General features: G+C 68.9%; 15 protein-coding genes. 6 read left to right on the top strand and 9 right to left on the bottom strand.

From position 1 onward, the window contains the following. Positions 1 to 6 precede the first annotated feature (6 nt). The gene (locus KHB019_RS14550; protein WP_337459296.1) at positions 7 to 753 is read right to left on the bottom strand and encodes a sulfite exporter TauE/SafE family protein; all 747 of its coding nucleotides are present in this window, start codon (positions 751 to 753) and stop codon (positions 7 to 9) included. A 2-nt stretch (positions 754 to 755) separates the two neighbouring features. Continuing rightward, the gene (locus tag KHB019_RS14545) at positions 756 to 1,394 is read right to left on the bottom strand and encodes a bifunctional 4-hydroxy-2-oxoglutarate aldolase/2-dehydro-3-deoxy-phosphogluconate aldolase (protein WP_337459295.1); all 639 of its coding nucleotides are present in this window, start codon (positions 1,392 to 1,394) and stop codon (positions 756 to 758) included. A gap of 116 nt (positions 1,395 to 1,510) precedes the next feature. Here KHB019_RS14545 and rlmN point away from each other — a divergent pair, with 116 nt between their 5' ends. From rlmN to KHB019_RS14525, 4 genes are all read left to right on the top strand, one after another. Next, positions 1,511 to 2,755, top strand: coding sequence for a 23S rRNA (adenine(2503)-C(2))-methyltransferase RlmN (rlmN, locus tag KHB019_RS14540; RefSeq protein ID WP_337459294.1), 1,245 nt, complete (start codon positions 1,511 to 1,513; stop codon positions 2,753 to 2,755). A 184-nt stretch (positions 2,756 to 2,939) separates the two neighbouring features. Continuing rightward, positions 2,940 to 4,559 (top strand): DUF4407 domain-containing protein, encoded by a 1,620-nt coding sequence (locus tag KHB019_RS14535; RefSeq protein WP_325472084.1) that lies wholly within the window; start codon positions 2,940 to 2,942, stop codon positions 4,557 to 4,559. Between the two features lie 47 nt (positions 4,560 to 4,606). Next, positions 4,607 to 5,101, top strand: coding sequence for a hypothetical protein (locus KHB019_RS14530; protein WP_337459293.1), 495 nt, complete (start codon positions 4,607 to 4,609; stop codon positions 5,099 to 5,101). Between the two features lie 18 nt (positions 5,102 to 5,119). Continuing rightward, positions 5,120 to 6,133 (top strand): aldo/keto reductase family protein, encoded by a 1,014-nt coding sequence (locus KHB019_RS14525; protein ID WP_337459292.1) that lies wholly within the window; start codon positions 5,120 to 5,122, stop codon positions 6,131 to 6,133. A gap of 116 nt (positions 6,134 to 6,249) precedes the next feature. On the opposite strand, the gene KHB019_RS14520 is transcribed toward KHB019_RS14525, so the two are convergent. Genes KHB019_RS14520 through KHB019_RS14495 form a run of 6 tightly spaced genes read right to left on the bottom strand, consistent with a single transcriptional unit; the run spans position 6,250 to position 10,335 of the window. Further along, complete coding sequence (locus KHB019_RS14520; RefSeq protein WP_325472082.1) at positions 6,250 to 6,756, bottom strand: glycine cleavage system protein R; 507 nt, start codon at positions 6,754 to 6,756, stop codon at positions 6,250 to 6,252. Positions 6,757 to 6,780: 24 nt separating this feature from the next. Then, positions 6,781 to 7,842, bottom strand: a complete 1,062-nt coding sequence (locus tag KHB019_RS14515) for a PLP-dependent cysteine synthase family protein (RefSeq protein ID WP_337459291.1) — start codon at positions 7,840 to 7,842, stop codon at positions 6,781 to 6,783. Continuing rightward, positions 7,839 to 8,093: a hypothetical protein gene (locus KHB019_RS14510; protein ID WP_337459290.1), complete on the bottom strand. Its 255-nt coding sequence runs from the start codon at positions 8,091 to 8,093 to the stop codon at positions 7,839 to 7,841. The genes KHB019_RS14515 and KHB019_RS14510 overlap by 4 nt, the downstream gene beginning before the upstream one ends. A 26-nt stretch (positions 8,094 to 8,119) precedes the next feature. Beyond that, a complete protein-coding gene (locus KHB019_RS14505) occupies positions 8,120 to 8,959 on the bottom strand; it encodes a GntR family transcriptional regulator (protein ID WP_337459289.1) in 840 nt (279 codons plus the stop codon). Next, a complete protein-coding gene (rbsD, locus tag KHB019_RS14500) occupies positions 8,959 to 9,357 on the bottom strand; it encodes a D-ribose pyranase (RefSeq protein WP_230102678.1) in 399 nt (132 codons plus the stop codon). Before rbsD ends, KHB019_RS14505 begins: the two co-directional genes overlap by 1 nt. A gap of 12 nt (positions 9,358 to 9,369) precedes the next feature. Beyond that, positions 9,370 to 10,335, bottom strand: coding sequence for a ribokinase (locus tag KHB019_RS14495; protein WP_325472079.1), 966 nt, complete (start codon positions 10,333 to 10,335; stop codon positions 9,370 to 9,372). A gap of 134 nt (positions 10,336 to 10,469) precedes the next feature. On the opposite strand from KHB019_RS14495, the gene KHB019_RS14490 reads away from it, so the two are divergent. Continuing rightward, a complete protein-coding gene (locus tag KHB019_RS14490) occupies positions 10,470 to 11,138 on the top strand; it encodes a transaldolase family protein (RefSeq protein ID WP_230102680.1) in 669 nt (222 codons plus the stop codon). Between the two features lie 27 nt (positions 11,139 to 11,165). Here KHB019_RS14490 and KHB019_RS14485 read toward each other — a convergent pair whose 3' ends face one another. Beyond that, positions 11,166 to 11,843, bottom strand: a complete 678-nt coding sequence (locus KHB019_RS14485) for a FadR/GntR family transcriptional regulator (protein WP_230102681.1) — start codon at positions 11,841 to 11,843, stop codon at positions 11,166 to 11,168. Positions 11,844 to 11,900: 57 nt separating this feature from the next. Between KHB019_RS14485 and KHB019_RS14480 the strand changes: the two genes are divergently transcribed. Further along, entirely contained in the window at positions 11,901 to 12,779 is an 879-nt protein-coding gene (locus tag KHB019_RS14480; protein WP_325472078.1) for an amidohydrolase family protein, read from the top strand. Positions 12,780 to 12,790 lie beyond the last annotated feature (11 nt).

Genomic DNA, 12,790 nt, shown 5'->3' with positions numbered 1-12,790 from the left:
GGCGCCTCAGAACAGCAGGTACACGGCGCCGATGACCGTGAGGCCGATGACGATGCGGTCGAAGACCTGCTGCTTCATCCGCCGTGCCAGCCACAGCCCGACGAAGGCGCCGAGGATCACGAGCGGCACGAGGGCGGCATCCGTCAGCAGCACCTGTGTGTCGAACAGGCCGATCCGGGCGAGGAACGGCAGCTTGAACAGGTTCACGATCGCGAAGAACCACGCCGAGGTCCCGAGGAACACCTGCACGGGCGTCCGCATCGCGAGGAAGTACATCGACATCACCGGCCCTGCCGCATTCGCGACCATGGTCGTGAAGCCGGCGAGTGCTCCATACGAGGATGCCGCGACGACGCCGCGCGCCGGCGGCGCGGCATCCGCTCTGCCCTGCCGTGATCGACGCCAGAGCGTCACCGCGATCATCGCGAGCAGGATGACGCCGATCGCGCGCCGCACGATGTCGTCGTTCCCGATCGCGAGGAATGCGAAGCCCGCCAGCAGCCCGATCACGACCGCAGGCGCGAGCCGCAGCAGCGTCGGCCAGTTCGCGTGCCGCCGATAGGCGATCAGCGCGAACGCGTCGCCGACGATCAGCAGGAGCAGCAGTGCCGCCGTGGACGTGCGCGCCGGCAGTGCGGTTGCGAACAGCGCGACGGGCAGGATGCCGCCACCGGGGATCGCCGTCTTCGCCAGCCCGACGGCGACCGCAGCGACGCCGAGGAGCGCCCATGCCCAGAAGGGAAGGCCGAGCACGCTCAACCGCGAACGGCGGAGAGCGCTGCGGCGAAGCGTGCCGCGCGCTGAGTGATGTCGTCCCAGTCGTGAGCCGCGATCGAGGCGGAGTTCGCGAGGTCGCCCCCGGCGCCGACGGCCACGGAGCCCGCCGCGAACCAGTCCGCGAGGTTGTCCGGCTTCACACCACCGGTCGGCATGAGCGGGGCATCGGGGAACGGTCCGCGCAGCGCGCCCAGGTACGAGGGGCCGCCCAGGGATGCCGGGAAGATCTTCACCACGTCCACGCCGAGCGCCAGCGCGCCCATGACCTCGGTGGGCGTCATGGCTCCGGTCATGACGACGCGGTCGGTGTCGAGCATTGCGCGCGTGAGGTCGGGCAGGGTGCCCGGGCTCACGAGGAACTCCGCACCGGCGTCCGCGGCTGCGCGCGCCTGGTCGGCCGTGGTGACGGTGCCGGCGCCGATGTAGGCGGCATCCCCGTGGCGGGCGATGAGCTCGCGAATGACCGACGGCGCATCGGGCGTCGAGTACGTGACCTCGATGCCCGTGATTCCGCCGCGGATGATCGCCTCGGCGGTCTCGAGCGCGAGTTCGGGGGAGGGGGCGCGAAGCACGGCGAGAACACCGGAGGTGCGGGCGCGCGCGAGACGGTCGGACATGGGGCTCCTTCGTCGGGGGACGATCCCATTCTCTCGGATCACAACCTGTAATGACAAGTGATGGGGTTCCGGGCGCCCCAGGCTCTTTCCATCCGTCAGCCCGTACCCTGGAGGGTATGACCGAGAAATCTCCCATCCGCCAGACGGGACCCGCGAAAGCGCAGGTACGCCCGCGCACCGAGGGTTGGACCCAGAAGAAGGATGAGAGCGGTCGCCCGCTGCTGCAGTTCGCCAGCCCCAAGCGCGGCAAGCCGCCCGTGCACCTGGCCGATCTGACGCCGGCGGAGCGCATCGAGAAGGTCAAGGAGCTCGGGCTTCCCGGCTTCCGCGCGAAGCAGCTCGCCACCCATTACTTCACGCACTACACATCCGATCCCGCTCACATGACCGACCTCCCCGCAGCCCTGCGGGACGAGCTGGTGGCCGGCATGCTGCCGCCGCTGCTCACCGAGGTGCGACGCCTGGAGACGGACCGCGGCGACACGATCAAGTTCCTGTGGCGCCTGCACGACGGTGCCCTGGTCGAGTCGGTGCTCATGCGCTACCCCGGACGCATCACGCTGTGCGTGTCGAGCCAGGCCGGCTGCGGTATGAACTGTCCCTTCTGCGCCACCGGCCAGGCGGGACTCACCCGCAACATGTCGACCGCCGAGATCATCGAGCAGATCGTGCGCGCCAACCGTCTGATCGCCGAGGGCGGGCTCGGCGGAAAGAAGGCCGACGACCACAGCATGGAGCGCGTCAGCAACATCGTCTTCATGGGCATGGGAGAGCCGCTCGCGAACTACAAGCGGGTCATGGATGCCGTGCGTATCATGGTCGCACCGCAGCCGGACGGCCTCGGCATGAGCGCCCGTGGCATCACGGTCTCGACCGTCGGACTGGTGCCGGCCATCCGCAAGCTCGCTGACGAGAACATCCCGGTCACGTTCGCCCTGTCGCTGCACGCGCCGGACGACCACCTGCGCGACGAGCTCATCCCGGTGAACTCGCGCTGGAAGGTCGACGAGGCACTGGATGCCGCGCGCGAGTACTACGAGAAGACGGGTCGCCGCGTCTCGATCGAGTACGCGCTCATCAAGGACATGAACGACCACGCCTGGCGCGCCGATCTGCTCGCAGAGAAGCTCAACCAGCGCGGCCGTGGATGGGTGCACGTGAACCCGATCCCGCTGAACCCGACGCCCGGGTCGGTGTGGACGTCGTCGGAGAAGGACGTCACGGACGAGTTCGTCCGCCGGCTCAACGATGCCGGCATCCCGACGACCCTCCGCGACACCCGCGGCAAGGAGATCGACGGGGCCTGCGGTCAGCTCGTCGCCACCACCGAGGACGAAGCGGCGGCCGAAGCCCTGGCCTGAGTCGGCGCGCGGCCTTGCCCCGCGCGCCCCGATGGAAGAACGTTTTCGCGGCTTCGCCTGACATCCGAGCGCGGAAATCCATCTCGCATCGCGGGCTGGTCGTGTGTGGGTGGGAAGCCTCCTCTCAGCGTGCGAGCAGAGGTCGTCCGGCTGTCCCACAGGCGACCTTTCCTAACCTGGAGGGATGTCCTATTCCGCACATCGCCCTGGTCGCATGGGCTCCGACGGCAAGATCTCCGTCGACGCCGACGCTCAGAACGGCACGGTCGACGACGAGATCGACTTCCTGCGCGACTACGAGCCGACGGGCAGCGAGCCGGCTCCTGCCGCTGACGAGCCGTCGCCCGCCGCGCCGTCGACCGCCGCTCCGGAGGACGATGAGCTCGACGATCTGCGGCGTGCGCAGGGCGTCTTCGGGCCTTCCAAGATGAAGCTCCGGAAGGCCGAGAAGGCTCCGCGCAAGAAGCGCGAGCGGATGCCGCGGCAGAAGACGGCGCGGACGCCAGGCTCCCGCCTGCGCACGCTCGCGATCCTCGGCGGCGCGGAGGGAGAGATCCTCGACCGCGTCCCCGGTGAGACTCCGCGGTTCGTGCAGATGTTCTTCGTGCTCGCCGGCACCGCCCTCGTCTCGGCGATCTCCATGTTCTTCGCCCTCACCACGGGTGTGCAGGCGGCCATCTGGATCGCCGTGCCGCTCGCGGTCGTCTGGGCGGCGATCATCTTCAATCTCGACCGCTTCCTCACCTCGACCATGACGTCGACGCGCAGCGTGTGGAAGCTCCTCGGACTCGCCCTGCCCCGCGTCGCGATGGCCGTCTTGATCGGATTCCTCGTCGCCGAGCCGCTCGTGCTGCAGGTCTTCCACAACGACATCAACCGTGAGGTCGCAGCGACCAACATCGTCCAGGCGCAGTCCGATCAGGATGCCCTGGAGAGCGGGCCGGAGCGCAAGGCACTGGATGCCGCGACCGAGCGCGTCGCGACCCTCGAGAACCAGGCGGCGACCGGCATCGTCGCCGACACGGACTCCGGGTCTGCCACCACCTCAGCCGCGCAGGCGACGATCGACGACATCACGGCCAAGATGGCGGAGCAGCAGAAGGTCATAGATCAAGCCCGTGCTCTGTACCAGTGCGAGCTCACCGGTGAGGGCGCCGGGGAGGTCCCCGGGTGCACCGGAGTCAACGGTGAGGGCTCGAGCTCCGACGCCGCGAAGGCGCAGCTCGCTCAGGCGCAGCAGACCTATGACGGTCTCGCGGGCCAGCTGCGCACCGCGAACGACGATCTGGCGACGGCCGAGGGGGCGGCGAAGGAGAACACCGCATCGTCCGAGGCTGCGAACCGTCAGCAGGCGAACGACCAGCTGCCGGCGGCACGCGACTCCTACCAGCAGGCGCTCGCCGCCTACAACGCGCGCGCGGACTCCGTCGCGCAGGGCAACGCCGGAGCGGTCGGCCTGCTCAGTCAGATCAGCGGCCTGAACCGTCTCGCCGAGAAGGAGCCGACCATCTGGTGGGCCCACTGGCTGATCGCTGCGCTGTTCTTCATGATCGAGCTGCTGCCCGTCATCGTGAAGGTGCTCACCAGCTACGGCGACCCGTCGCTGTACGAGAAGGCGCACGCGATCCGGAAGCAGGTCGATCTCGATCGGGTGACCGCTGAGGGATTCCGTGACAGGGCGTCGATCGTGACGACGGCGGATGCCACGGCATCCGACACAGCACTCGACGACGACCTCTCGGCCAACGGCACTCCAACGCAGCCGATCACGCGCGCCGACCTGCGCGAATCCGTTTCGGTCTAGCGGCCGGCGACCGGCGATCTCCCAGCGATCGCTCCTACGATCGCCGCATGACCACTCGGACCCGCACTGCCGTAGCAGCGTCGATCGTCGGCGTGCTCGCCGTGACGCTGTACGCGACGTGGGCCGCCGTGCACATCCTGGTCATCAACCCGCTCGCGGCGGTTCCTGGCACTGGCCTCGTCGAGATCTACGCGACCATGTCGGATGCCGGTCAGATGTTCAGCATCGGGTGGGTGTTCGCAATCCTGGGGCTCGGCGTCGTACTCGCCGTGGCCGTGGCGTGGGTCTGCATCGCTTCGAAATCTCCACCCGTCGTGGCGATATCGGCTCAACTCGGCCTGCTCGTCTCCGGGGCTCCGGCGTACTTCATCGCCTCGTTCGGACCGGGAATGTCGCTAGCGGACACGTACCTGATCTCCGGCGGGAGCCATTCGCCGTGGCACCTTCCGCTCTATGCGATCAGCGCTCTCGCAGCCGTCGCAGCCATCGCCATCGCGATCGTGGTGCCGATGCGCCTGCGATCCGCGCCCGCGGTCGTCTGAAGGCCCTAGCGTAGATGCATGGTCAACTATCGCTACCTCGGAAACAGCGGCCTCAAGGTCTCGGAGATCACCTACGGCAACTGGGTGACGCACGCTTCTCAAGTCGAAGACGACGCCGCGGTGAAGACCGTGCACGCCGCGCTCGACGCCGGAATCACCACGTTCGACACGGCTGACACTTACGCCAACACGGCGGCCGAGGTCATCCTCGGCAAGGCGCTCGAAGGTCAGCGGCGCGAGGGTCTCGAGATCTTCACGAAGGTCTACTTCCCGACCGGGCCGAAGGGCCCGAACGACACCGGTCTGTCGCGCAAGCACATCCTCGAGTCGATCAACGGTTCGCTGAAGCGTCTCGGCACCGACTACGTCGACCTGTACCAGGCGCACCGGTTCGACTACGAGACGCCGCTGGAGGAGACGTTCCAGGCGTTCGCCGACGTCGTCCGTCAGGGCAAGGCGCTCTACATCGGCGTCAGCGAGTGGACCGCGGAACAGCTGCGCGAAGGCCACGCCCTCGCCAAGCAGCTGGGCGTGCAGCTCATCTCGAACCAGCCGCAGTACTCGATGCTGCACCGCGTCATCGAGGGCAAGGTCGTGCCGGCATCCGAAGAGCTCGGCATCTCGCAGATCGTCTGGTCGCCGATGGCGCAGGGCGTCCTCAGCGGCAAGTACCTGCCCGGGCAGCCGGTGCCAGAGGGCTCGCGCGCGACCGACCCGCACAGCGGCGCCGACTTCATCAAGCGTCTTCTGCAGGACGACATCCTCACGGCCGTGCAGCGGTTGAAGCCGATCGCCGAGCAGGCCGGCCTCACGATGCCGCAGCTCGCGATCGCGTGGGTGCTGCAGAACAAGAACGTCGCGGCTGCGCTGGTCGGAGCATCCCGTCCCGAGCAGCTCGCCGACACGGTCAAGGCATCCGGCGTGACCCTCGACGCCGACACCATGGCTGCGATCGACGAGGCGCTCGGCGACACGGTCAACAGCGACGCCGAGGACACCTACTCGGTCTCGCCGAAGTCGCGCCTGGTCTGATGCTCCGCCCTCGGCCCTGCCGAGACCCCGTCTTCCCACCGAGACCCCGTCGTACTGGCGTCCAGAAGACGGGGTCTCGGTGGGAAGACGGGGTCTCGGCGGCGGCGCGGCAGCGCTCAGTCGAGCGTGATGTCGACCTGGAGCTCGGCCGTGAGCCGCTCCAGGTCGGCGCGCAGGGCCGTGAGATCGGCGGATGCCGGTACCGTCGCCGCCACGGATGCCTCGAACAGGCGGCCACCGGCCATGGCGGCATCCCGTGTCTCGGTCGTCATGTCCTGGATGCTGAGCTCATGCGCTCGGAGCACGGCGGAGACCTCGCGCACGATGCCGGGCCGGTCGTTGCCGAGCACCTGCAGGGTGATGGGCTGCTCGGCTGCGGTGGAGGCATCCGCCCCGGTGTGCACGGTGATCGCCAGCGTCCCGTCGAGGGCGCGAAGCGCATCCTGCAGCTCCGCCTCGCGATCGGGCGCCACCGACACCTGGATCACACCGGCGAAGACGCCGGCGAGCTCGGCGAGCTGACTGCTCTCCCAGTTGCCGCCGTGCGCGTCGACGATGTCGGCGACGGCTGCGACGAGGCCAGGGCGGTCGGATCCGGCGACGGTGAGGATCAGAGTGGTCATGCGGCCAGCGTAGCCACCAGGAGGTCAGGCCTGCCAGACGCCCGTGGCCAGGAAGTGGTCGAGGCGGGCGCGGTGCGGGGCGAGGTCCCAGCCCTGGGCGGCGACCCAGTCGTCGGAGTAGTACGTTCCGGCGTAGCGGGCGCCTCCGTCGCAGATCAGCGTCACGACGCTGCCCGTTCGACCGGAAGCCAGCATGCGCGCGATCAGCTGGAACGCTCCGACGAGATTCGTGCCGGTCGAGCCGCCGGCCCAGTGCAGCGTGCGCTCCTTCAGCAGCCGGATGGCCGCGACGGACGCGGCATCCGGGATCTGCAGCATCTCGTCGATCACGCTCGGCACGAACGAGGGCTCGACCCGTGGCCGGCCGATGCCCTCGATGCGGCTCGGAGTGCCGGTCGTGTAATCCGAGGCCCCGGTGCTCCACCCGCCGTAGAAAGCCGACCCCTCCGGGTCCACGACCGCGACCCGGGTCGGATGCTGACGGTAGCGCACGTACCGGCCGAACGTCGCGCTCGTGCCGCCGGTGCCCGCACCCACGACGATCCACTCCGGGATCGGATGCCGCTCCTGACTGAGCTGGCTGACCACGCTCTCGGCGATGTTGTTGTTGCCGCGCCAGTCGGTCGCCCGCTCGGCGTACGTGAACTGATCGAGGTAGTGTCCGCCGCACTCAGCGGCGAGGCGCTCGGCTTCGCCGTACATCTCCGGCCCGCTGTCGACGTAGTGGCACCGGCCGCCGTAGAACTCGATGAGCTCGATCTTCTCCGGGCTCGTCGACCGCGGCACGACTGTGATGAAGTCGAGTCCCAGCATCCTGGCGAAGTACGCCTCCGACACGGCCGTCGATCCGCTGGATGCCTCGACAAGCGTCGTCTTCTCGCCGATGCGGCCGTTGACCAGGCCGTACAGGACGAGGGAGCGGGCGAGGCGGTGCTTGAGCGAGCCCGTCGGATGCACCGACTCGTCCTTCAGGTACAGGTCGATGCCCCACTCCGCCGGCAGCGGGAAGACATGCAGATGCGTGTCCGCGCTGCGGTTGGCGTCGGCCTCCAGCAGAGCGATCGCGGCGCTGGTCCAGGAGGTCATGCGATGCCGGGCTGGGCCGCCTGCCACAGGACGATGCCGACGGCGACAGCGGCGAGGACCGCGACGACGATCACGGGCACCAGCCAGCGTGCGCGCCGACGCGGCGGTCGCACCACCGGTGAGGGCTTGGTGAGAGGACCGGGGATGGGCACAGGGCGGCTGGTCAGGTCCGCGAGCGGCGGCGTGGAACCCGTCTCGGGCTTGCGCTCGTCCCCGGGCGTCTGGTCAGAAGTGGCGCCTGCGACCATCATCGTCCTCTCCGAGGCGTGAGGACGCCTCAGACAGAGACTGTACCCGCCCTCGACGCGCCACCGGTGTCATCGACATGCAGCAACGACGCCTGCGACTGGTCGCGGCGCAGCTGGAACTCGAACCGCGACCTGTCGCCGCGGTGCAGCGCGATGAAGTACTCGATCGGTGTGCCGGATGCATCGCGGCTGATGCTGCGCAGTCGCAGCAGCGCCGATCCGGCGCTGATGCCGAGATGCTGGGCCTGGTCGTGCGTCGCGACGGTCGCCTCGGCGGAGCGGACACCGTCGGTCGCCTGGATGCCGTGCTCTGCGAGCAGCCGGTAGAGGGATGCTTCGGACAGGTCGACGCCGAGGGTCAGGGCCCCGACCTGCTCGGGCATCCAAGTCGTCGACAGCGACCACGGTTCGCCGTCGACGTGGCGCAGTCGCTCGAGCGCGATGACCGGCGAACCGACGGGTATCTCGAGAGCCGCCGCCACTTCGGGGTCGGCCTCCTCGGGCTCATGCCGGAGGATGTCGCTGTGCACATGACCGCCGCGCTGTTCGACGTCGTCGTAGAGACCGATCAGCGTGTGCACCAGGGACTCGCTCGTGCGAGGCCGCGACACGAACGTGCCCTTTCCCTTGACCCGTTCGACCATGCCCTCGTGCTCGAGCTGCGCGAGCGCCTGCCGGACCACGGTGCGGGAGATGCCGTAGCGCTCGCAGAGCCGGTGCTCGCCGGGGAGCGGGTCGCCCGGTTGCAGCCCGTCGCGCTCGATGCCGTCGATGATGAGCTGGCGCAGCTGGTCGTACATGGGGGCAGCCGAGTGCCGGTCGATCGCGTCTGTGCCGATGACGGTTCCGGTGACAACGCTGGTGGCCATCAGTACGCCACCCCTGCGTGCAGGATCACATTCGCGTACGGCGTGAACTCGCCGGAGCGGACGAACGCGCGGGCGTCGTGCGTGCGCTTCTTGAACTCCACGTGCGGGACGAGCTCGACGGCGATGCCGGGGAGGCGCTCGCGCAGCTGTGCGAGCACCTCAGGGCTGTGGTCGGCCACCTCGGCCGAGACCGTCGCGCCCTCGACGACCATTTCGGCGAGCACGGTGTCGAGCACGTCGAAGAAGGCCGGTGCGCCGGGGCGGTACGCCAGGTCGATCCGCTCGGACCCCGGCGGGATGGGGAGACCTGCGTCGGTGACGACGATGAGGTCGGTATGGCCGGTCTCGCTGATCACGCGCGAGAGTGCGGGGTTGATCGTCGTCGAGGTCTTTCGCATGGTGACTCCTGCTCAGGATGCGCGCGACGCGCTGTCGTTCTGGAGAGTGAGGAAGGCGTCGACATCGCTGCGCACCGGGAGGCTCGGCGACGCGCCGTGCTTGGTGACGGTGAGTGCGCCGGCGGCGGTAGCGAGTCGAACGGCATCCGTGAGGGTGGCGCCGTTCGCGAGGGCGGCGCCGAGGTAACCGGCGTAGGCGTCGCCGGCCGCGGTGGTGTCGACGGCCTCCACGCGCAGTGGAGGCACGATCGTGGTGCCCTCCGGCGTGACCACGCAGGAGCCCTGAGCGGCCAGGGTGATCACGGCGGCGCCGACGCCCTGATCGAGGAACCAGCGCCCCGCCTGCTCGGCGGTCGCGGCGTCGGTCACCTCGATGCCGCTGAGCACCGACGCCTCGGTCTCGTTCGGCGTGACGATGTCGATGCTGCCCCACACATCGTCCGGCAGTGGAGCCGCTGGTGCCGGATCGAGGATGACGGTCATTCCGTGCTCGCGGCCGCGGGTCGTGATGTGCGCGGTCAGCGCGGACGGAGTCTCGAGCTGCGTGAGCAGGACGGACGTCGTCGCCGCCAGGTCGTCGAGCGCCGCGTCGATCTGTGCCGTGTTCAGCTCGGCGTTCGCCAGCGGCACCATGACGATGTCGTTCTGGGCCGAGGCATCCACGCGGATGTGTGCGATGCCGGTGGGGCCGGGGACGGTGCGCAGGTGGGTGAGATCGACGCCGGCATCGGTGAGGCCATCGACGATGAGGTCGTGGAACAGGTCGTCGCCCACGCATCCGACGAAGCTCGTCGTCGCACCGGCGCGTCCGGCGGCGACCGCCTGATTGGCGCCCTTGCCACCGAGGAAAAGGGTGAACTGGTCGCCGAGGATCGTCTCGCCCCTGGCGGGAAGACGCTGCGAGAACGTCGTCACGTCCGCCGTGACGCTTCCGACGATGACGACGCCGGTGCGTCCTTCACGGGGGGAGGTGGGCATGGCGCTCCTGATCTTCATCGACGGCACGCGTCTGGGTGATGGCTCCGGCTTTGACACCGGCGATTCCTGTCATTACATTAGCCGAATCCGAACCTGTAACGACAGGTTGCCGCCTGCCGTATCGAGGAGCCCCCATGTCTGCCGTCGACATCGCCCCGCGTCTGTACGTCGACAGCGCCGACGTGGACCGGGTCTCTGCGCTCCTCGGCGCCGGTGTCGTGCACGGCGTGACGACCAACCCGACGATCCTCGAGCGAGGTGGGCGGACGGTCGCCGACATCCCCGACCTCTACGCCCGGTGGGAGTCCGAGGGGGCGCAGGAGATCTTCTTCCAGACCTGGGGTGCATCCCGGCTCGAACTGCTGCGCAACGCCGACACCATCCGTGCGCTCGGCGATCGGGTGGCTGTGAAGGTCCCCGCCACCGCTGAGGGGTTCGCCGCGGCATCCGCCCTCGTCTCCGATGGCGCGAGCGTGCTCGTGACTGCGGTGTACTCGGTCGGCCAGGCGCTCGCCGCCTCGAGCATCGGGGCGCGGTACATCGCACCGTACCTCGGTCGGCTTCGGGATGCCGGCGTCGACGGCGATGCGCTCATCGCGCGGATGCAGGCGGTCTGCGCCGGCAGTGAAACGAACGTGCTGGCGGCGAGCCTGCGCTCAGCGGACGACATCGTCGCGCTGCGTCTGGCAGGCATTCCGTACTTCACCGCGGCACCGGGCGTGCTCGACGAGCTGCTGCAGCACGACGTCAGCGACAGCTCGGCGGCGGAGTTCGAGGCGGCGATGGGCCGCATCGGCGCGTAGCCGCGCGCCCGCGTCCCGGGGCGCGGGTCAGACGGTGGCGGCCTGGCGCAGCCACCGCTCGACGCCGGCGATGTGCGCTGTCGCGAGCGACGTCGCCAGGTTCGGATCGTGCTGAGCGATCGCCTCGGCGATGGCCCGATGCTCGGACAGGGTCCGCTCCACCGCACCCTGTTCGGTGAGTCCGCGCCACACGCGGGCGCGGACCGTCTGTCCGCTGAGGCTCTCGATGAGACTCGCGAGGTATGTGTTGCCCGCCATGCGGACGATCTCGCGGTGGAAGCGGATGTCATGGGCGACCAGATCGTCGACGCTGACCTCGGCGCCTGTCGAGTCCAGCTCCGCCAGCAGCGCGGCGACGGCATCCTCGGTGCCGAGGGTCGCAGCGAGGCCGGTGGCCTGGGATTCCAGCATCCGGCGGACGGCGAAGATCTCGAGCAGGGAGTTGTCGTCATGCATGTCTGCGACGAACGAGATCGCCTCCAGCAGCAGGTGCGGCTCGAGGCTCGTCACGTAGGTGCCGTCTCCGCGCCGCACGTCGAGGACTCGGATGACTTCGAGAGCCTTGACCGCCTCACGCATCGAGTTGCGCGAGAGTCCGAGCCGCTCGGCGAGCTCCTTCTCGGGCGGCAGTCGGTCGCCCGGGGAGAGTTCGCCGGACACGATCATCGCCTTGATCTTCTCGATCGCCTCATCGGTGACTGCCATGCTCGTCATCCTAGCGATTGATCGGATGTCTGCCGGCGGCTGTGTGATCATGGTCGCATGCGTGTTGTCGATGCTCACCTGCACCTGTGGAACCCGGACATCCTCACCTACCGCTGGCTCGAGGGCGACCTCGACGCGCCGTTCGCGGAAGCCGAGCTTCGTGAGGACCCGATCGAGGACGTGGAGACCCAGGTCGCGGTGTTCGTGCAGGCCGACCCGATCGACAAGCACGCGATCGACGAAGTGCGCTGGGTCGAGTCGATCGCGCGCGCGACGGGTGTCGTCGGCATCGTCGCCGGTGCTCGCCTGGATCGCGGTCGCAAGCTCGAGAAGCATCTGGACGCGCTCGCCGAGTTCGAGCTCGTCGTCGGGGTCCGCCACCTGCTGCAGGACGAGAAAGACGGCTTCGCACGCAGCCGCGCCTTCATCGACGGCGCCCGAGAACTGGCCGCACGAGGCCTCACCTTCGATGCCTGCGTGCGGCATCATCAGATTCCCGACGTCATCGCTCTGGCCGAAGCCGTCCCTGGGCTGCGGATCGTGCTCGACCATCTCGGCAAGCCGGCGATCGGCACCGTGGAGTCGCCGCTGCCGCCGAGTGCCGAATGGATCGACGCCCTGCGCGAGCTGGCCGCCCACCCGCAGGCGCTCGTGAAGCTGTCCGGACTCCCGGCCGAGTCCGGAGGGCGCATCGACGAGGGGCAGATGGAGCCGTACCTCGATGTCGCAGCCGAGGCCTTCGGCGAGGATCGATTGATGTGGGGCAGCGACTGGCCGGTGTCCTCGGTCGACGTCACCGGCCAGGACAGTGCGTACTATTTCCCCGGCAACCGTGACGACTGGTGCCACACCGTCGCCGATTGGGCGCAGGACCGCGGCCTGGATGCCGAGAAGCTCTTCTGGTCGAACGCGGTCGGCTTCTACGGCATCCGCTGAGCCGCGGCTAC

This window comes from Microbacterium sp. KHB019 (assembly GCF_037285405.1).
Classification (GTDB): domain Bacteria; phylum Actinomycetota; class Actinomycetes; order Actinomycetales; family Microbacteriaceae; genus Microbacterium.
The sequence above is the reverse complement of the archived record's forward strand: the minus strand, read 5'-3'. Positions and strand labels throughout refer to the sequence as shown.